At 74.6% G+C, this 16624-nt stretch carries 17 protein-coding genes; 9 read left to right on the top strand and 8 right to left on the bottom strand.

What is annotated here, in order from left to right; genetic code table 11:
• Positions 1-103 precede the first annotated feature (103 nt).
• Together ACIPN7_RS10510 and ACIPN7_RS10515 are read left to right on the top strand one after the other, a co-directional pair.
• Complete coding sequence (locus ACIPN7_RS10510) at positions 104-406, top strand: putative quinol monooxygenase (RefSeq protein ID WP_400540909.1); 303 nt, start codon at positions 104-106, stop codon at positions 404-406.
• A gap of 67 nt (positions 407-473) precedes the next feature.
• Positions 474-1226 carry an AraC family transcriptional regulator gene (locus tag ACIPN7_RS10515; RefSeq protein ID WP_400540912.1) on the top strand — a complete coding sequence of 251 codons (753 nt, stop codon included), beginning with the start codon at positions 474-476 and terminating at the stop codon, positions 1224-1226.
• 35 nt (positions 1227-1261) lie between these two features.
• On the opposite strand, the gene ACIPN7_RS10520 is transcribed toward ACIPN7_RS10515, so the two are convergent.
• Both ACIPN7_RS10520 and ACIPN7_RS10525 read right to left on the bottom strand, forming a co-directional pair.
• Positions 1262-2089: a helix-turn-helix transcriptional regulator gene (locus tag ACIPN7_RS10520; RefSeq protein ID WP_400540915.1), complete on the bottom strand. Its 828-nt coding sequence runs from the start codon at positions 2087-2089 to the stop codon at positions 1262-1264.
• Between the two features lie 61 nt (positions 2090-2150).
• Positions 2151-3137, bottom strand: a complete 987-nt coding sequence (locus ACIPN7_RS10525) for an SDR family oxidoreductase (protein ID WP_400541973.1) — start codon at positions 3135-3137, stop codon at positions 2151-2153.
• A gap of 238 nt (positions 3138-3375) precedes the next feature.
• Between ACIPN7_RS10525 and ACIPN7_RS10530 the strand changes: the two genes are divergently transcribed.
• Positions 3376-4848, top strand: a complete 1473-nt coding sequence (locus tag ACIPN7_RS10530) for an NAD(P)/FAD-dependent oxidoreductase (RefSeq protein ID WP_400540918.1) — start codon at positions 3376-3378, stop codon at positions 4846-4848.
• Entirely contained in the window at positions 4838-6430 is a 1593-nt protein-coding gene (locus tag ACIPN7_RS10535; protein WP_400540921.1) for a cytochrome bc complex cytochrome b subunit, read from the top strand. The genes ACIPN7_RS10530 and ACIPN7_RS10535 overlap by 11 nt, the downstream gene beginning before the upstream one ends.
• On the opposite strand, the gene ACIPN7_RS10540 is transcribed toward ACIPN7_RS10535, so the two are convergent.
• On the bottom strand, positions 6393-6575 hold the full coding sequence (locus ACIPN7_RS10540; protein ID WP_377227971.1) for a hypothetical protein: 183 nt from the start codon (positions 6573-6575) through the stop codon (positions 6393-6395). The two genes, ACIPN7_RS10535 and ACIPN7_RS10540, sit on opposite strands and share 38 nt — an antisense overlap.
• Positions 6576-6731: 156 nt before the next feature.
• Entirely contained in the window at positions 6732-7574 is an 843-nt protein-coding gene (locus tag ACIPN7_RS10545; protein ID WP_400540924.1) for a phosphotransferase family protein, read from the bottom strand.
• Positions 7575-7760: 186 nt separating this feature from the next.
• Here ACIPN7_RS10545 and ACIPN7_RS10550 point away from each other — a divergent pair, with 186 nt between their 5' ends.
• From ACIPN7_RS10550 to ACIPN7_RS10560, 3 genes are read left to right on the top strand one after another with little or no spacing between them, the layout of a single operon-like run.
• Positions 7761-8075, top strand: a complete 315-nt coding sequence (locus ACIPN7_RS10550; RefSeq protein WP_400540927.1) for a hypothetical protein — start codon at positions 7761-7763, stop codon at positions 8073-8075.
• Positions 8075-8446 carry a YidH family protein gene (locus ACIPN7_RS10555; protein WP_400540930.1) on the top strand — a complete coding sequence of 124 codons (372 nt, stop codon included), beginning with the start codon at positions 8075-8077 and terminating at the stop codon, positions 8444-8446. The genes ACIPN7_RS10550 and ACIPN7_RS10555 overlap by 1 nt, the downstream gene beginning before the upstream one ends.
• Positions 8443-8871 (top strand): DUF202 domain-containing protein, encoded by a 429-nt coding sequence (locus tag ACIPN7_RS10560; protein ID WP_400540933.1) that lies wholly within the window; start codon positions 8443-8445, stop codon positions 8869-8871. Before ACIPN7_RS10555 ends, ACIPN7_RS10560 begins: the two co-directional genes overlap by 4 nt.
• 214 nt (positions 8872-9085) lie before the next feature.
• Here the strand turns inward: ACIPN7_RS10560 and ACIPN7_RS10565 are convergent, their stop codons facing one another.
• A complete protein-coding gene (locus tag ACIPN7_RS10565) occupies positions 9086-10405 on the bottom strand; it encodes a family 16 glycosylhydrolase (RefSeq protein ID WP_400540936.1) in 1320 nt (439 codons plus the stop codon).
• Positions 10406-10706: 301 nt separating this feature from the next.
• Between ACIPN7_RS10565 and ACIPN7_RS10570 the strand changes: the two genes are divergently transcribed.
• Positions 10707-11879 carry a MarP family serine protease gene (locus ACIPN7_RS10570; protein WP_400540939.1) on the top strand — a complete coding sequence of 391 codons (1173 nt, stop codon included), beginning with the start codon at positions 10707-10709 and terminating at the stop codon, positions 11877-11879.
• Positions 11880-11960: 81 nt separating this feature from the next.
• Here ACIPN7_RS10570 and ACIPN7_RS10575 read toward each other — a convergent pair whose 3' ends face one another.
• Together ACIPN7_RS10575 and ACIPN7_RS10580 are read right to left on the bottom strand one after the other, a co-directional pair.
• Complete coding sequence (locus ACIPN7_RS10575; protein ID WP_400540942.1) at positions 11961-12893, bottom strand: DNA-3-methyladenine glycosylase family protein; 933 nt, start codon at positions 12891-12893, stop codon at positions 11961-11963.
• Between the two features lie 34 nt (positions 12894-12927).
• A complete protein-coding gene (locus ACIPN7_RS10580) occupies positions 12928-13656 on the bottom strand; it encodes an esterase/lipase family protein (protein WP_400540945.1) in 729 nt (242 codons plus the stop codon).
• A gap of 55 nt (positions 13657-13711) precedes the next feature.
• On the opposite strand from ACIPN7_RS10580, the gene ACIPN7_RS10585 reads away from it, so the two are divergent.
• Complete coding sequence (locus ACIPN7_RS10585; RefSeq protein WP_400540948.1) at positions 13712-15301, top strand: NAD-dependent epimerase/dehydratase family protein; 1590 nt, start codon at positions 13712-13714, stop codon at positions 15299-15301.
• Here ACIPN7_RS10585 and ACIPN7_RS10590 read toward each other — a convergent pair.
• Positions 15298-16440 carry a YihY/virulence factor BrkB family protein gene (locus tag ACIPN7_RS10590; RefSeq protein WP_400540951.1) on the bottom strand — a complete coding sequence of 381 codons (1143 nt, stop codon included), beginning with the start codon at positions 16438-16440 and terminating at the stop codon, positions 15298-15300. The two genes, ACIPN7_RS10585 and ACIPN7_RS10590, sit on opposite strands and share 4 nt — an antisense overlap.
• Positions 16441-16624 lie beyond the last annotated feature (184 nt).

Here is a 16624-nt window from a genome sequence, read left to right on the forward strand (position 1 = left end):
TGGGAGCGTGAACTCGTCCGACCGGCGGGAGCACGCCGAGCGGGTGCTGCCGGAGGATCGGGTCATCCCTCGCGGCCCCGCCGCCCCAGATCAGGAGGCCCCTATGTTCATCGCGATCCTCGACTTCAGGACTGCTGCCACCGACCGTCCCGCCGCCCTCGCCCGGTTCGACGAGGAGACTGACCGGGTACGCGCCATGCCGGGCAACATCGCCTTCCGGGTCTACGCCGCACGCGACGACGACACCGCCGTCGCCGTCGTCCACGAGTGGGACGACCAGGCGTCGTTCGCCGCCTACCTGGCCTCGGGCTCCTTCGCGCGATCGGGCGAGGCGATCCGGCCGATGATGATCGATGTCCCGGTCAGCCGGCGGTTTCACGCCGACCTGCTGGAGACCGTGGCCTGACCGGAGCTGACGGACCGACGGACCGACGGACCGACGGACCCTAGGATCGGCCCGTGCGAGAGTTTCGATGACCCGCGGGGCGTACAGCTTCGTCCGCACGTTCGCGCCGGAGCCCGCTCGCGACCTGCGCGTCGACCACCACTACCTGCTCTGCGCCTCCGCCGGGACCCTCCGGCTGGAGGCGCAGGGTCAGTCGTGGCTGCTGCCGCCGGCGCGGGCCGCCCTGATCGAGGCGGGCCAGGAGATCCGGGTGACCGTCCCGCGGCAGGTCACGACAGCGTCAGTCCTCTTCGACACCGGATTCGCCCCGACCCCGCCCGCGCCTCTGACCGTGTTCGACCTCGACCCCCTGGCCCGCGCGCTGCTGGCCGAGTGCCGCACGTGGGACGAGCGCGACGAACCCCTCACGGCCTACGCGGAGACGCTGTTCGCCGCGCTCGCAGCCGTGACCTGGCGTCTCGCCCGGCGGCCGAGCCCGGTCGTCGTGCCGGCGGGGCGCTCACCGGAGCTGCGCCGGGCCCTCGACCTGACCGCGCGGCGGCTCGGCGACGCTGTCCGCTTCGAGGACGTTGCGGGCGAGGTCGGCCTCGCGCCACGGTCCCTGGCCCGCCGCTTCGAGGACGAGACCGGCATGACCTGGCGCGCGGTCCTGCGCCGGATGCGGGTGCTGCGTGCGATCGAGGAGCTAGCCGCCGGTGACGCTCCGGTGACCGAGATTGCGTTCCTTGTCGGATACACCTCGCTGTCGGCGTTCAACGCCGCGTTCAGGGAGCTGACCGGCCGCACGCCGACGGAGTACCGGGCCAGCTTCCGGCCCTGACCGGAACATGATCGCGTACAGCCGTCGCGGCGCCCTCAGAGCGAACCCACCACCGACAGGAGCTGGAGCCGTTCGTAGCTCTCCGTCCCAGGCACCGCGGTGAAGACCGTCAGGGCCTGGTTCTGGTCCGGGTCGAGCAGGGTCTGCCCGTGCAGCTCCACGAGGCCCACCTCGGGGTGGTTCAGGCGCTTGGGCTCGCAGTAGGGGCCGACGACGGGATGCTCGTCCCAGAGCCGGGCGAACTCCGGGCTGCGGTCGCGCAGCCGGACGGCGAGCTCGCCCGCCGGGGACCGCGGACCGGTCTGTGCCTGGAGGGCCGCGAGCCGCGCCGTGAGCGTGCGCCCGTGGTGCTCGTGGTCCTCCTCGGGGACCCGGTCCCGGGCCTGCGGGTCGGTGAACCACCGGTAGGCCCGCACCCGGTCCGGCCCGGTGTACGACGTCTCGTCGCCCAGCAGCGCCACCGCGAGCCGGGTCTGCCGCAGGGTCTCGCCCAGCACGTTCTCGACCTGGGCGGGCACGTCCGTCAGACCGTCGAGGATCCGCATCATGCCGACGTTGACGTGGTCCCCGCGCCGCACCCGGCGTGGCAAGGCGTGCCCCGCGAGCTCGACGAGCCGGTCCCGCTCCTGAAGGCTCAGGCGCAGGCCGTGCGCGATCGCCGCGAGCACCTGCTCCGACGGCACCGGCCCGCGCTGCTGCTCGATGCGGCTGTAGTAGTCGGCGGAGACGCCGCTCAGCGCCGCCACCTCCTCGCGCCGCAGCCCGCTGGTGCGCCGGCGCGGGCCGCGCGGCAGGCCCACGTCCTCCGGCTGGAGCGCCTCGCGGCGCGTCCTCAGGAAGTCGGCCAGCTGCTGGCGGTCCATCTTCGCCTCACTCTCGTCCTGTGGCTCAGTCTCGTCCTGCGGCTCAGTCTCGTCCTGCGGCTCAGTCTCGTCCTGCGGAGCCCGCACCCGGGAACCGCACGCCCGTCAGGTTCTCCGAGGCGTCCCAGAGCCTGCTCGCGGCCGCCTCGTCGGTCGCCGCGTCGTAGACGCGCTGCGGTGCCGAGCTGCCCGTGAAGTGGCCAACGCCGTCGGGCCCGTAGAACGTCCCGCCCTCCGCCGTGACGTCCGTGACTGCCTGCAGCGCGGGCAGGATGCCCATCTCGACCGGCTGCACGAACACCCCGAGGGCGAGCAGCCGCCGCATGACGGCGTCCATCCGCGGGGGCCCGCTGGTGCCCAGGCCGGGGCCGGCGGCGTACAGGCCGGTGTAGGTGGTGCCCGGGTGGGCCACGTTGCTCACGATGCCCCAGCCGTGCGCCCGGCTGCGCCGGTCCAGCTCCAGGGCGAACATGAGCTGGGCGAGCTTGGAGAAGTTGTAGGCGCGCACCGGCGAGTAGTCGCGCTCGCTGTTGAGGTCGGTCCAGTCGATCTTGCCGAACCGCGCAGCGGCGCTCGACATCGTGGTCACGCGGGCCCCGGCCGGACGCTCCCCGGTCGCGCGCAGCAGCGGCAGCAGCCGCCCGATGAGCGCCATGTGCCCCAGGTGGTTGGTGCCGAGCTGGAGCTCGAACCCGTCGGCGGTCGTGTGCCGGCTGGGCGGCGTCATCACCCCGGCGTTGGCGACCAGCAGGTCGATCGGCCGGCCCTCCGCCAGGAGGTCGTCGGCCAGCGCGGCCACGGACTCCAGCGAGGCGAGGTCGAGCCGACGCGTGCCGACGACGGCGTCCGGCACCGCCGCACGAAGGCGTTCGACGGCGGCCTCGCCCTTGGCCGGGTTCCGCACGGGCAGCACGAGCTCGGCCCCGGCCCGCGCGAGCCGCTCGGCGATCCCGAGACCGATCCCGTCGCTGGCGCCGGTCACGAGGGCGCGCCGACCGGTGAGGTCCGGCACGACGACGTCGGTGTACCTGCGGGGACGGTGCTTCACGGGCGTGCTGGTCAACAGGCCGCCGGCCACGGGGCTGCTGGTCACGGAGTTCTTGCTCACGACGGGTCTTCCTCACGACGGGTTCTCCACCGGTCGGCCGACCGGTCCCGATCAGCGTGCGCGCGGCCCGCGACCGGATCCAGGTTCGAGCTGTCCGTGGCTACGGGCCTGTGCCCAGCACCACGTCACGTCCGGGCCCGCTGTTTTGTCGAACTGGTAAGACCACCAGGAGGGTGTCATGGAGAAGATTCTGATCGTCGGCGGCGGCTACGCGGGCTTCTACGCAGCGTGGGGCCTGGAGAAGAAGCTCCGCCGGGGCGAGGCCGAGGTGACGCTCGTCGACCCGCACGGCTACATGACCTACCAGCCGTTCCTGCCCGAGGTCACCGCCGGCTCCATCGAGGCGCGCCACGTCATGGTGTCGCTGCGGCGCCACCTGCACCGCACCACGATCATCGCCGGCCACACCACCCGGATCGACCACGCGCACCGCACTGCGACCGTCCGCACCAACGACGGCACCCTGCGGGAGATCGCGTACGACACGATCGTCGTCACCGCCGGCGCCGTGACCCGGACCTTCCCCGTCCCCGGCATCGAGCAGGAGGCGATCGGCCTCAAGCACGTGGAGGAGGCCGTCGCGATCCGCGACGCGCTGCTGACCGCGTTCGACCGCGCCGCCCTGCTCCCGCCGGGGATCGAGCGACGCCGCCTGCTGACGGTCACCGTCGTGGGCGGCGGATTCACCGGCGTCGAGGTCTTCGGCGAGCTGCTCTCGCTGGCCACGGCCCTGCTGCGCTCCTACCCGGAGCTGGGCCGCGACGACCTGGCCTTCCACCTCGTCGACTCGAACAAGCGCATCCTGCCCGAGGTCACGGACGAGCCGGGTCGCTGGGTCGTGCGCCATCTGCAGGAGCGGGGCGGGCGCATCCACCTCGGCACGCAGGTTGTCTCGGCGGCCGACGGCCGGATCATGCTCTCCACCGGCGAGTCGTACGGCAACGGCCTGCTCGTCTGGGCGGCCGGCAACGGCAGCAACCCCGTCGTCGCGCGGAACACCGACCTGCCCGTCGACGAGCGCGGCCTGGTCCGCGTCCGCGCGGACCTCCGCGTCGGCACCGATGACGCGCTCGTCGCCGACGCCTGGGCCGCCGGCGACAACGCCGCCGTGCCCGACCTGGCCTCGCCCGTCCCCGGCGCGCGGACCGTGCCGAACGCCCAGCACGCCGTCCGGCAGGGCAAGCTGCTGGCGAAGAACCTGGTTGCCGTCCTGCGGGGCCGAAAGCCCAGGCCGTACCTGCACCACAGCCTCGGCGTGGTCGCGACCCTCGGCATCGGGCGCGGGATCTTCCAGTACAAGCGCCTGGTCATCAAGGGGTTCCCGGCCTGGATCATGCACCGCGGGTACCACGTCCTGGCAGTCCCGACCTGGGAGCGCAAGGTGCGCGTGCTGCTCGTGTGGGTCTCCGCGGTGCTGTTCGGCCGCGACATCATCCCGCTCTCGACGGTGCAGGCGCCCCGCGCGGCGTTCCTCGCGGGCGGCGACCCGTTCGCGGGTACGGGCGAGCAGGCCTCGGGCGAGAAGGCGGCAGCCGCCGGCACCCCCGCGGCCCCCGCACCGGCCGCCCCGGCACCGGCGGTACCGGCGGTCCCGACCCCCGCCGACCCCGCCGTCCGCCCCGAGCTGAGCGTGGTGCGCGATGCGGGCTGACCTCCGCCGTCGGGCCGCGGGACTGCGCGCCCGGGCCGCCGCGCTCGGCGAGCGGCGTGTGCAGCTGCACTGGTCCAACCTGTTCGGCGTCGTGACGTTCACGTGCCTGGTCGTGCTGACCGTGACCGGCATCCTGCTGGCGTTCACCTACACGCCGTCGAACGAGCTGGTCACCTACACGGGGCCCTACGGGCCGCTGCAGGGGGCGACGGTCACCGAGGCGTTCGCCTCGACGATGCGCATCTCGTTCGAGCAGACGGGCGGTCTGCTGCTGCGCCAGACACACCACTGGGCGGCGCTCGTCATGCCGGCGTCGGTCATCATGCAGCTGCTCATCACGTTCTTCACCGGCGGGTTCCGCAGGCCGCGGCGGCTGAGCTGGGTGCTGCTGGTGGCGGCGTTCGTGCTGGTGCTGGCCGCCGGCTGGAGCGGTTACGCCCTGCCCGACGACATGCTCTCGGGCACCGGCCTGCGGATCGTGGAGGGCGTGGTGCTGAGCATCCCGTTCCTCGGGACCTGGATCGCCGGGCTGATGTTCGGCGGGCCGTTCCCGGGCCAGATCATCGAGAACCTGTACCCGCTGCACGTGGCGATCGCGCCGGGTCTGCTCGTCGTCGTCCTGATTGCGCGGGCGGCGCTCACCCTGCGGGACGGGCAGGCCAAGCAGTTCCGGCCGGAGCCGGTCGCCTCGCTCGGGCTGCGCCTCTGGCCCGACGCCGCCTTCCGCGCCCTCGGCATGATGGGCATCACCGGCTCGGTGCTGGTGCTGCTCGGCGCGACCGCCACGATCAGCCCCGTCTGGACCTACGGGCCGGCGTCGGTGGGCGAGGTCGGCGCCGGGAGCCAGCCCGACTGGTACATGGGGTTCCTCGACGGGGCGCTGCGCCTGGTCCCGACCGGCTGGGAGACCGAGTGGTTCGGCTGGACGTGGACGTTCGCCACGCTGGTCCCGCTCGCCGTGGTCGCCGTGTACTTCGGGCTGCTGGTCGTCTACCCGTACGTCGAGGCGTGGGTCACCCAGGACCGCGAGCAGCACCACGTCCTGGACCGGCCGCGCCACTTCCCGGTCCGCACCGGTATCGGCGTGGCCGGCGCGCTCTTCTACGGCATCCTGTGGGGCGCCGCGAGCGCCGACATCGTCTCGACCGAGTTCAACGTGACCTTCGAGTCGGTGATCACCACGCTGCAGGTGCTGCTGTTCGTCGGGCCGGCGCTGGCGTTCGAGATCACGCGGCGGGTCTGCATCGGTCTGCAGCGCAAGGACCGCGAGATCGCCCTGCACGGGCACGAGACGGGCCGGGTGGTGCGGATGCCGAACGGCGGGTACGCCGAGATCCACCAGCCGGTCGACGACGCCGAGCGGGCGCGGCTGACCGTCGTCCCCGTCCCGGCGGCGCCCGGCCGCACGGACGGCAACGGCCGGCTGCGCGGGACCGAGCGGCTGCGCGGGGCGCTGGCGCGCGGGTTCGGCACGGGTCACGTGGTCCCGGCGGCGGAGCGCGAGAGGGCAGCGAGCCAGGAGATCGCGGGCGCGGCCCGCGGGGCTATCCGCCCAGCGCGGAGAACGCCTCGTACACCATGAAGGCCGGCCAGAAGAGGCCCTGGACGATGGCCCAGACGAACTCCCAGAACCCGTCGGCCTGCTGCCAGAAGTAGAACCATGCGCCGATGACGCCGAGCCCGTAGATCGCGCCGCCGCCCGCGGCGCCCGTCCGTGAGTCGCTCATGACCGCACCTCCGAGGTCAACGCTACGCCCGGGCCGGCGTGTTCGGCCTGGTGGACGGGCCGGGCACCCCGCCCGGAGGACTCGGCGACTCCCCTGGGCGGATCCTCTTCGAGGCCCGAGCTTCTTCGCTCTGAGCCCCCCGAAAGCGAAGAAAACTCAGGCCTCGAAGGCGTGCAGGGCGCGCACGAGCCAGTCGACAAGCCGGGCGCGCTCGGCGACGACACCCTCGGACAGCCGCGCCGCGACGTGCACCACCAGCCACGACTCCAGGTCGCGCAGGGGACGGTCCGCGCCGGCGGCATAGGCGAGAGCGTAGGCCCGGGTGAGCATGGACCGCCCGGCCGCCACGAGCCCGCGCGACACCAGACCGTTGGTCGGCAGCGGATCGGCCCACTGCAGCAGCAGGATCGCCCGGGTGTGGTCCGCCTCGGGCACGCCGCGCGTGGCGTTGGGCCAGTCGATGACGCTGACCCGCTCGGCGGACACCATGACGTTGCCGGGGTGGTAGTCGCCGTGGCACAGGCGGTCCCCCGACGGCAGCCCGTCGAGCAGGCGCAGCGCGAACCCGCGCAGCTCCCGGGACAGGGTCGCGTCCTCGATGCGGGCGGCCAGCACCTGGCGGACGTCGGGCAGGTCCGCCGGTGCGGGCACCGCGTGGACGGCGAGGTGGGTCTCGGCCAGGACGCGGGCGAGCGAGCGCACCTGCCACGGCCTGCGTCGGAGCACCTCCAGCATGTCCGCGCCGGCGACGCGTTCCAGCACCAGGCCGGGGCGGCCGTCCCAGGTCAGGACGTCGACCAGTCCGGGAGCGACGTCGTGCCCCGCCAGCCCGGTCAGGGCCGTGGCCTCGGCCCGGTGCCCGTCGAACCCGGAGCGGTAGAGCTTCACGACGGCGTCGCCGCCCCAGGCGTACACCTCCGCCTCGCGCCCCACGCCGATGCGGGGCCCGATGCGGGGACCGCCGGCAGCGCGGCCTCCGCCGGCGGTCGAGTCGATCATCCGGGCAGTGTGCTGGGCGGACGGCGGCGCTCACCACCTCCTTTTCGGGTGGTTCCAACACCCACACGCCCTCCCCGCCCCACGTCCCCCTCGTCTCCCACGCCGCCCCACGGTGTTGACCACAGCAGTTGCTGCCAGATTCGATCCCCGGCTGGCAGCAACTGCTGTGGTCAACGCCGTGGGGTGGTGGGGTCGGCGTCGGCGTCGGCGTCGGGCGAGCTGACCGAGATCCTGCCGGGCTCGACGGTGGAGCGCACGGTCGAGGTCCGCGGTGTCCGCCCGCTCGTGCGGGCCGAGGCGACGGTCCGGGTCGACGGCCTCGTGGTCGGCATCGGCGGGGGCGGCGTCACCTCCGCGCACGACGCCGCGAGCGGCTGGGCCGTGCCGTGGGCCCTGCTGGGTCTCGTGCTCCTGGCCGTGGCCGCGGCCGTGGTGATCCCGCTGGTGCGGGCGAGACGTGGCAGGCTCTGGGGCAGACCTCGCGACACAAGGAGTGCCTGATGAGCCGGCCGGACGAGCAGCGGTTCCCGGCGTCGGTGTTCCGCGTCGGCTCGGAGCCCGACGCACGGTTCACCCTCGCCAACGAGCGGACCTTCCTCGCCTGGATCCGGACCGCCCTCGCCCTGGTGGCCGGCGGCGTGGCCCTGGAGACCCTCGGGCTCGACCTGCACCCGGGCCTGCGGCTCGCGGCGTCGCTCGTGCTCATCGTCGCGGGCACGGCGCTGCCGCTGATCGCGTGGGCCGGGTGGATGCGCGTCGAGCGGGCGCTGCGCAGCGGGTCGCCGCTGCCGTCGTCGATCGTGGGCGTGGTGCTCGCGGTCGTCGTCGCGGTGGTCGGCGCGCTGGTGCTGCTGGGCGTGCTGCTGCGATGACCGCGGCGGGGTCGCCCCCGGGCGCGGGGTCTCCTCCAGACGCAGGGTCTCCTCCAGGGGCGGGGTCTCCCCCTTCCTCGGGCGCGGGTCAGGCGCCCGTCCCCGGGCTGCAGCCGGAGCGCACCGAGCTGGCCTGGCGCCGCACGGCGCTGTCGGTCGCCGCGGTCTCGCTGGTCGGGGCGCGGCTGCTGCCCGCGCTCTTCGGCAGCGCGGTCTGGCTGCTGCCTGGCCTGGCCGGGCTGATGCTGGCCGGCTACCTCCTGATCGCGTCCCGACGGCGGCACGGCCGACGTGTGCCGGTGCCGGCCCGGGGCCCGGGGCACGACTCGCCGGGCGCGGGGCTGCTCGCGGTGGCAGGCGCCGTCGTGGTGACGATCGGCCTGGGCGGCCTCGTCGTCGTCCTGGCGATACATCTCTGGGCCTGACCGCCCGACCGCCGACCCGACCGCCGCCCCGCCGCCGGGCGCCGGTCCACCGCGCCGCCGGTCGTCGGGGCCGCCGGGGCGCACCCAAGGTGCGCTTCTACCCAGTCATCTGGCCCGGAATCACGCGTTGTCCGGGCCGAATGACTGGGTAGAAGCGCACCTTGCGGCTGGGCGGGTCAGCGGGTGGGTGGGTGGGCGGTCCGGTGGGTGGGTGTCAGGGCAAGGTCCAGCGCTGGACCGTGCTCCCGTCGCAGTCGGCGATCTGGGTGCGGGTCCCGTCGTTCTGCACCCGGCCGACCGGCTGCAGGCAGCGGCCGGACTGCGGGTTGCGCAGCGCGAGGGTGCCGCTGGTCGAGGCCCACTGCTGGGCGCCGGTGCCGTTGCAGTCCCAGAGCTGGACGGCGGTACCCGGCGCCGTCGCTCCGCCGGCGACGTCGAGGCACTTGCCGAGCGCGCGGACCGTGCCGTCCGTGCCGACGGTCCACTGCTGGGCGGCGTTGCCGTTGCAGTTCGCGAGCTGGATGGGCGTGCCGTTGGCCGAGCTGGCCCCGGCGACGTCGAGGCAGATGCCGTTGCTCGCCCGGATCGTGCCGGTCCGGCCACCCCCGCCGCCCTGGGAGTCGTAGACCCGGACGTAGTCGACGACCATCTGCTGCGGGAACTGCGTGGTCCCGTCGGGGTAGCCGGGCCAGTTGCCGCCCACGGCGACGTTCAGGATGAAGAAGAACGGCTGGTTGAACACCCACGGGTTGCCGCCGGTGTTGGCGGGCGTGAACGTCTGGTACGCGTTGCCGTCCACCAGCCAGGTGATCGAGTTGGGGCTCCAGTCGACCGCGAAAGTGTGGAAGTCGTCGGCGAACGACCAGCCCTGCGGGTGCTGGTACTGCCCCGTGATGGGGTTGCCGCCCGAGTAGCCCGGGCCGTGCAGCGTGCCGTGCACCAGGTGGGGCTCGCGGCCGATGTTCTCCATGATGTCGATCTCGCCCGAGCTGGGCCACGGCGTACCGGGGAACTGTCCGCCGAGCATCCAGAACGCCGGCCAGATGCCCTGGCCGCGCGGGATCTTGATGCGCGCCTCCAGGCGGCCGTACTGCGGCTGCACCTTGCCCTTGGTCGTCAGCCGGGCGGAGGTGTAGCCGCCGCCGTCCTGTCGGGCCGTGATGACGAGGTTGCCGTTGCCGTCCAGGGCGGAGTTCTGCCGGGAGTTGACGTAGTTCTGCAGCTCGTTGTTGCCCCAGCCGCCGGCGCCGGTCTCGTGGTTCCAGTTCGCGGCGTTGGGGGCGCTGCCCGCGGCGCCGTTGAACTCGTCGGACCAGGTCAGGGCGGCGGCGGCTGGTGCCTGCGCGGTTTCGGCCTGGGCTGCCGTGTCCTGTGCGGCCTCGGCGTCCGGCACCTGCGGCGGCGCTGCCGAGGCGACGAGCGAGGCGGACAGGACGAGCGTCACGGCGGCGAGCGCCGTGGCCAGGGTCCTGGGTGCGGTGGTTCCGGGGGTGCTGGACCTGCTGGACCTGCTGGATCTGTGTGCACGACGCATCGGGGTGCTCCCTCGACGTGAGCCATCCCGCCGGGCGGGACTGCCCGGCGGTCATCGCAGTGACCTTCGCGCTCAGAGCTGTTCCTGACGGACCGTACATTCGGCCGTCGGAGCCGCACAACGAGTGGTCGCACAGTTACGGGTTTTCCCCATATCTGCAGTGCAGGAGCTGGATGCAGGGCAGCAAGAGCCCCGCGGCACCGGGCCCGCGCTGTGAATGTTCAGCCCGCACATCTGAGGATCGGGTGACGGAGGTGCGTGGCGGCGCCCGGCGCAGGGGCGCAGCGCTTACCGTCTACCCGTGACGCTCGTCGACCTCGTGCTCCTCGTGGTGCTGCTCATCGCCCTCGGCGCCGGGCTGAGCCGCGGCCTGCTGGCCACGCTCGGTGGCCTCGTCGGCCTGATCCTGGGCGGGCTGGCGGCCTTCTGGGCGGTCCCCGCGGTCAACGACGTGCTGCCGTCGTCGCAGTGGCGCGGGCCGGTCTCCATCGCCCTCGCGGTGCTGCTGCCGGTGTTCGGGGCCTCCCTCGGCGCCGGGCTGGGCCGAGACCTGCGCCGCGGCGTGGACCGCACCGCGCTCCGTCCGCTGGAGCGGCTGCTGGGCGGCGCGGCGAACGTGATCGTGGTCGCCCTGGCGTTGTCGTTCGTGGGCAACGCGGTCTCGGCCACCGGCACGCCGGGTGTCTCGTCGGCCGTGTCCTCGTCGGCGGTCCTGCGCACCATCGACGACCTGACGCCAGCCGCGGTGGGCCGTCCCCTGGCCCAGATGCGCGCGATGGTGCTCGACGACGGCCTGCCGCGGCTGAACATCCTGATGGTCCCCCGGCAGGACCCGGTCACGCCCGTCGTCGACCTCGACAACCCGCAGCTCGAGGCCGCCGCCCAGTCGGTGGCCCGGGTCTCCGGCATCGCCTACGCGTGCGGCAAGAGCTCGACCGGGTCCGGGTTCGTCGTGGCCCCGGACCGGCTGGTCACCAACGCGCACGTCGTGGCGGGCGTGGACCGGCCGGTCGTCGAGCTGCCCGACCGCCCGGCCCGCGAGGGGCGCGTCGTGTACTACGACCCGGTGGACGACCTCGCCGTGATCGCCGTCGAGGACCTGGCCGCCGAGCCGCTGGAGATCGCGCGGACCCTCTCGGTCGGCGACCGCGCCGCCGTCCAGGGCTACCCCTGGGGCGGCCCGTTCACCTCCCGCGGCGCGGGCGTGCTGAGCGTCAGCACCGCCCCCGTCCCGGACGTCTACAACGAGGGGGCCAGCCCCCGCGAGGTCTACTCGGTGGCCGCCGAGGTGCGCCCCGGCAACTCCGGCGGGCCGCTGCTGACCACCGACGGGCGCGTCGCGGGCGTCATCTTCGCGCGCGCCGAGGCCGACGTCGAGGTCGGGTTCGCCATGACGGACGCCGAGCTGCGCCCCGTCGCGGCCCAGGCCACCGCCCTGGACACCCCCGTGTCGTCGGGCCGCTGCGCGGCCTGATCCCGCCCGACCCCCCCGCCCGAAACCGCCCGCCCGAACAGCCCGGCCGGAACCGCCCGACCGCCCGACCGCCCGCCCGCCCTAGAACGCCCGGTAGTCCGCGATCGGCAGCTTGGGTCCGCGCCGGGGCGCACGCGGGTGCCCGGACAACGACAGCAGGCGGACCACCCGGTGCCGGTGCGGCGCGTAGGGCGCCAGCAGCCGCAGCATCCCGGCGTCGTCGGTGCGCTCGCCGGCCAGCGCCCAGCCGACGGCGGCGGGCAGGTGGAAGTCGCCGACCGAGACGGCGTCGGCGTCGCCGAACGCGCGCTGCGCCACCTCCGCCGACGTCCACGCGCCCACGCCCTGCACCTTCTCCAGCCGCGCCCGCGCTTCCGCCGGTGCCATCGCGGCCGCCTCCTCCAGCCGCGGGGCGACCAGGGCGCACCGCGTCACGGTCCGGGCGCGTCCGGGGTCGACGCCGGCCCGGTGCCAGTCCCACACCGGGACCCGCGCCCAGGTCTGCGCCGCGGGCACCACGCGCAGCCCGCCCCGCAGGCCCTCGGGCGCCGGCCCGGGGGCCGGGGTGCCGTACCGCGTGACCAGCCAGCGCCAGGCCCGGTGCGCCGTGACGGTCTGCACGCGCTGCTCCAGCACGGCGGGCACCAGGGACTCCAGCACCCGACCGCTGCGCGGCATCCGCAGGCCGGCGGCCCGGCGGTGGGCGTCGCGGACCTGCGGGGGCGGCGCGAAGCCCGCCGCGTCGTCGTCCTCGCCGAGGAGGACCGGCAGCGCCTCGGCCGCCTCCCGGGCGCCGTCGCCCCACAGGTGCGCCAGCACCTCGTGCGAGCCGGCGGGGACGAAGCGCTGCGTCACCGGGCCGCTCCGGAGCAGCGACGTGCGCCAGACGGACCCGTCGGCGGCCCGGTGGAACGTGGGGTCGCCCGGTCCGTGCGCGAATGGTCCGAGCGTCAGGCCGACGTCGAGCCGCCGCGGCGAGGTGTGGCGGACGGTGAGCACATCCCAGTGGACCACACCGGCGGGCCCTGCCGGGACGGGCTCGCCCCGCTCACGGGACGGCGCGCTCCGCCTCCACCCGCGCCACCTCGCGCACCACGGTCTCCACCAGCAGTCGCTGCCCGAGCGGCCGGAAGTGCCCCGCCAGCGGCAGCTCGACGTTCCGCGCGCCGGGCAGCCGGCCGGTCTCGGGGATGTGCGGGTCGAACCGCGGGTACACGGCGGTGATGCGCTCGTTGACCAGCAGCTCGCCCGCGAGCGCCAGCAGCACCGGGTCACGCGGGTCGAACGAGCGCAGGGCGCGCGAGAGCATGTACCGCGCCCAGCGGGAGCCGGCGAAGGGCGTGGCGATCGCGACCATGCCGAGCACGCGGTCGCTCACGGGCGAGAGCATGACGTGCTTGCCGATGAGGCCGCCCTTGCTGTGCGCCACGAGCACGACACCGGACAGGTCGGCGCGCTCGAGGTGCTCCACGACGACGTCGGCGGACTCGGGGACGGGCCGGGCGTTGTGGCGCAGCGCGGGGACGGCGTGCACCGGGTGGCCCGCCCGGGCGAGCGCGGTGGCCACGGGGCGGAGGAACTCCCAGGTCTCGTAGATGCCGGGCAGCAGCACGACGGGCGCGGCGCCGCCGGGTCCGGTGGGCAGCACGGCGCGGCCCAGCAGGTGGCGAAGCTGCCGGTCGGCGGCCCAGGCGTAGTCGACGGCCCGCGTGCCGAGCCGGCCGAGCTCGGCGAGCACACGTGGGGCGGACCTGCCGGGTTCGCGGGACCGGTTCATCCGGTGCAGGCTATCGCGGGATGCGGCTGCCCGGGCCGGGTGCGACGGTGGCCTCATGCGCGTCGTCGTCGTCGGAGCCACGGGGAACGTCGGGACCGCGCTGCTGCGCGCCCTGCACACCGAGCCGCGGGTCACCTCGCTGCTGGGGATCGCCCGGCGCCTGCCGGACCGGGCGGCGGAACCGTTCCGGCACGCGGGGTGGGCGGCCGTCGACGTCGGCGCCGAGGACACCGACGAGACCGTGGTCGCGCGGCTCGCCGACCAGTTCGGCGGCGCGGACGCCGTGGTCCACCTGGCCTGGCTGATCCAGCCCAACCGCGAACGCGAGCTGCTGCGCCGCACCAACGTGGAGGGCACCCGCCGCGTGGCCGAGGCCGCGGCGCGGGCGGGGGTGCCGCACCTGGTGGTCGCGTCGTCGGTGGGCGCGTACTCCCCCGTGGGCGACGACACGCCGCGCGGCGAGGACTGGCCCGTCCGCGGCACCCCCACGTCGCACTACAGCGTCGACAAGGCCGCGCAGGAGCGGGTGCTCGACGAGTTCGAGGTCGCGCACCCCGACGTCGTGGTGGCCCGGCTGCGGCCCGCACTCGTCTTCCAGGCGGACGCCGCCCCGTCGATCGGGCGCGCCTTCATCGGACCGCTCGTGCCGGTGGGTCTGCTGCGCCGGCGCCGGCTGCCCGCGCTGCCGCTGCCCGCCGGGCTGCGGCTGCAGGCGGTGCACGCCGACGACGTCGCCGACGCCTACCGCCGCGTGGTGGTCGAGCGGGCCGCCGGGGCGTTCAACGTCGCTGCCCGTGACGTGCTGCGCGGCGCGGACCTCGCGCGGATCGTGGACCACGGGCGCCTGGTCGAGGTGCCGCCTGCCGCCGTCCGCGGCGCGCTGGCCGCCGCGTACGCCGCACACACGGTGCCCGTGGACCCGGGCTGGCTGGACATGGCGCTGGCGGCGCCCGTCCTGGACGCCGCGCGGATCCGGACCGAGCTGGGCTGGGCACCGCGCCGGACCGCGGCGGAGGCGGTCGAGGACCTGCTCGACGGCATGGCAGTGGGGCAGGGCGTGGGCTCGGCGCCGCTGCGTCCGGCGAGCCCCCGGCCGGCGGGCTCCGCGGTGGTGCCGCTGCCCGGCGTGAGCCCGCGCATCCCCGACTCGATGGACCACTACCTCTTCGGCCTCTACCTCTCGGACCACTTCACCGGCGCGACGGCGGGCCTGGAGCGGCTGGAGCTGATGACCCGCACCTCCGAGGACACGCCGTTCTACGCCGAGCTGGCCGAGGCGACCGAGCAGCTCCGGGGCGAGCGGGAGCTCTACCGCGACCTCCTGGCCGCCCTCGGCGTGCCGCGCCGCCGGCACCGCCAGGCCGCGGCCTGGCTGGGCGAGAAGGCCGGGCGGCTCAAGCTCAACGGCCGGATCACGGACCGGTCGCCGATGACGGCGGTGCTGGAGGCGGAGCTCATGCGGTCGGCGGTGCTGGGCAAGATCGGCGGCTGGCAGACGCTCCGGGAGCACGCCGCCGACATCGGCCTGGACGCCACGCGGCTCGACGAGCTCATCGCCCAGGCGCAGCGCCAGGTCGACCTGTTCGACCGGTACCACGCCTGGGCGCGCGAGCGGGCGTTCCGGACGGCGGCCTGGGGACGCTAGCCGCCGGTGTTCCTTCGGGCGCCGCCCTCTCCCGCGGCGTCCTTTCCCACGGCATCCGTTCCGGCGCCATCCGTTCCGGCGGAGTCCTCCCGCGTCGCCGCCACGCGGATCTCGCGGCCCCGCTCGACCTCGCGCAGGTGCTTCGCCTGCCGCTTCTCGCTCGCCCGCGCGTCCTTGGGCGGGAGCTGCACGCTCTCCTCGGCGGCGATGCCGCCCTGGAGCTCGCGCCCGCGTTCGAGCTCAGCGTCCAGCTCGGCGCCGAACAGCAGCGCGAGGTTGGTGATCCAGAGCCACAGCAGGAACACGATGATCCCGGCCAGCGACCCGTACGTGGCGTCGTAGCTCGCGAACGACGCGACGTAGAAGCCGAAGGCGGCGGACGCGAGCAGCCAGCCGAGGATCGCGACGACCGCCCCGACACTGATCCAGCGCATCCGGGGCTGCCGTACGTTCGGTGTGACGCGGTACAGGATCGCGACCAGCAGCACGGCCAGCAGGAGCACCACCGGCCACTTGACGATGCCCCAGACCGTCACCGCCGTCGAGCCGAGGCCCACGGCCTCGCCCACCGCCCGGGCGAGCGGCCCGCTCAGCACGAGCGCGGCGACGATCAAGGCCGCCGTGACCACGGCGACGAGCGTGACCAGCAGCATCACCGGGCGGAGCTTCCAGGCGGGGCGGCCCTCGTCGATCCCGTAGATGCGGTTCATCGCGCGGCCGAAGGCGCCGACGTACCCGGAGGCGGACCACAGGGCCAGGGCGACACCGAGCACGAGGGTGAGCCCGGCCCGGCCGCCGCCCGCCGCGGCGTTCTGGACGAGCGGCTCGACGATCGCCAGCGCGTCCGGCGGCACCACGCCGTCGACCGTGTCGAGCACGCGCTCGACCGCCTGGCCGCCGTCCCCCACGAGCCCGAGCACGGAGACGAGCGCGAGCAGGGCCGGCGCTGCCGCGAGCACCGCGTAGTACGTCAGGGCCGCGGCCAGGTCCAGGCACTCGTCGCGCGTGAACTGGCGCACGGTGTTCCGCGCGACGTACTTCCAGGTGCCGCGGTGCAGGTCCGGCGGGGCATCCGGCTTGCGCCGGTCGTCCGGCGCCGGTGCACCCACGCGTGCTGACGAGTCGTCGATGTCGGCCATGCCAACTCCCCCCCGTGGGCGCGGCCCAGCTCGTGCCGGCCTGCCTGACCTCGAACCAACCTAGGCCGACGACGGCCACTCGCAACCCGGGACCACCCGCCCCTTCACCGCCCGGACTGTCCGAATCGCCCGAACCGGCGTAGGGTGAATTGCTCGGAGTCATGAAGCGGCTCCCGATCCGGAC

Source organism: Promicromonospora sp. NPDC090134, assembly GCF_044746965.1.
Taxonomy (GTDB): Bacteria; Actinomycetota; Actinomycetes; order Actinomycetales; family Cellulomonadaceae; genus Promicromonospora.

Bases quoted from the DNA above. Each gene is read 5' to 3' on its own strand.
- ACIPN7_RS10520 (WP_400540915.1), bottom strand. From the start codon at position 2,089: ATGGACCGCCAGCAGCTGGCCGACTTCCTGAGGACGCGCCGCGAGGCG.
- ACIPN7_RS10515 (WP_400540912.1), top strand. From the start codon at position 474: ATGACCCGCGGGGCGTACAGCTTCGTCCGCACGTTCGCGCCGGAGCCC.
- ACIPN7_RS10580 (WP_400540945.1), bottom strand. From the start codon at position 13,656: ATGAACCGGTCCCGCGAACCCGGCAGGTCCGCCCCACGTGTGCTCGCC.
- ACIPN7_RS10555 (WP_400540930.1), top strand. From the start codon at position 8,075: ATGAGCCGGCCGGACGAGCAGCGGTTCCCGGCGTCGGTGTTCCGCGTC.
- ACIPN7_RS10535 (WP_400540921.1), top strand. From the start codon at position 4,838: ATGCGGGCTGACCTCCGCCGTCGGGCCGCGGGACTGCGCGCCCGGGCC.
- ACIPN7_RS10590 (WP_400540951.1), bottom strand. From the start codon at position 16,440: ATGGCCGACATCGACGACTCGTCAGCACGCGTGGGTGCACCGGCGCCG.
- ACIPN7_RS10540 (WP_377227971.1), bottom strand. From the start codon at position 6,575: ATGAGCGACTCACGGACGGGCGCCGCGGGCGGCGGCGCGATCTACGGG.
- ACIPN7_RS10510 (WP_400540909.1), top strand. From the start codon at position 104: ATGTTCATCGCGATCCTCGACTTCAGGACTGCTGCCACCGACCGTCCC.
- ACIPN7_RS10530 (WP_400540918.1), top strand. From the start codon at position 3,376: ATGGAGAAGATTCTGATCGTCGGCGGCGGCTACGCGGGCTTCTACGCA.
- ACIPN7_RS10545 (WP_400540924.1), bottom strand. From the start codon at position 7,574: ATGATCGACTCGACCGCCGGCGGAGGCCGCGCTGCCGGCGGTCCCCGC.
- ACIPN7_RS10560 (WP_400540933.1), top strand. From the start codon at position 8,443: ATGACCGCGGCGGGGTCGCCCCCGGGCGCGGGGTCTCCTCCAGACGCA.
- ACIPN7_RS10585 (WP_400540948.1), top strand. From the start codon at position 13,712: ATGCGCGTCGTCGTCGTCGGAGCCACGGGGAACGTCGGGACCGCGCTG.
- ACIPN7_RS10565 (WP_400540936.1), bottom strand. From the start codon at position 10,405: ATGCGTCGTGCACACAGATCCAGCAGGTCCAGCAGGTCCAGCACCCCC.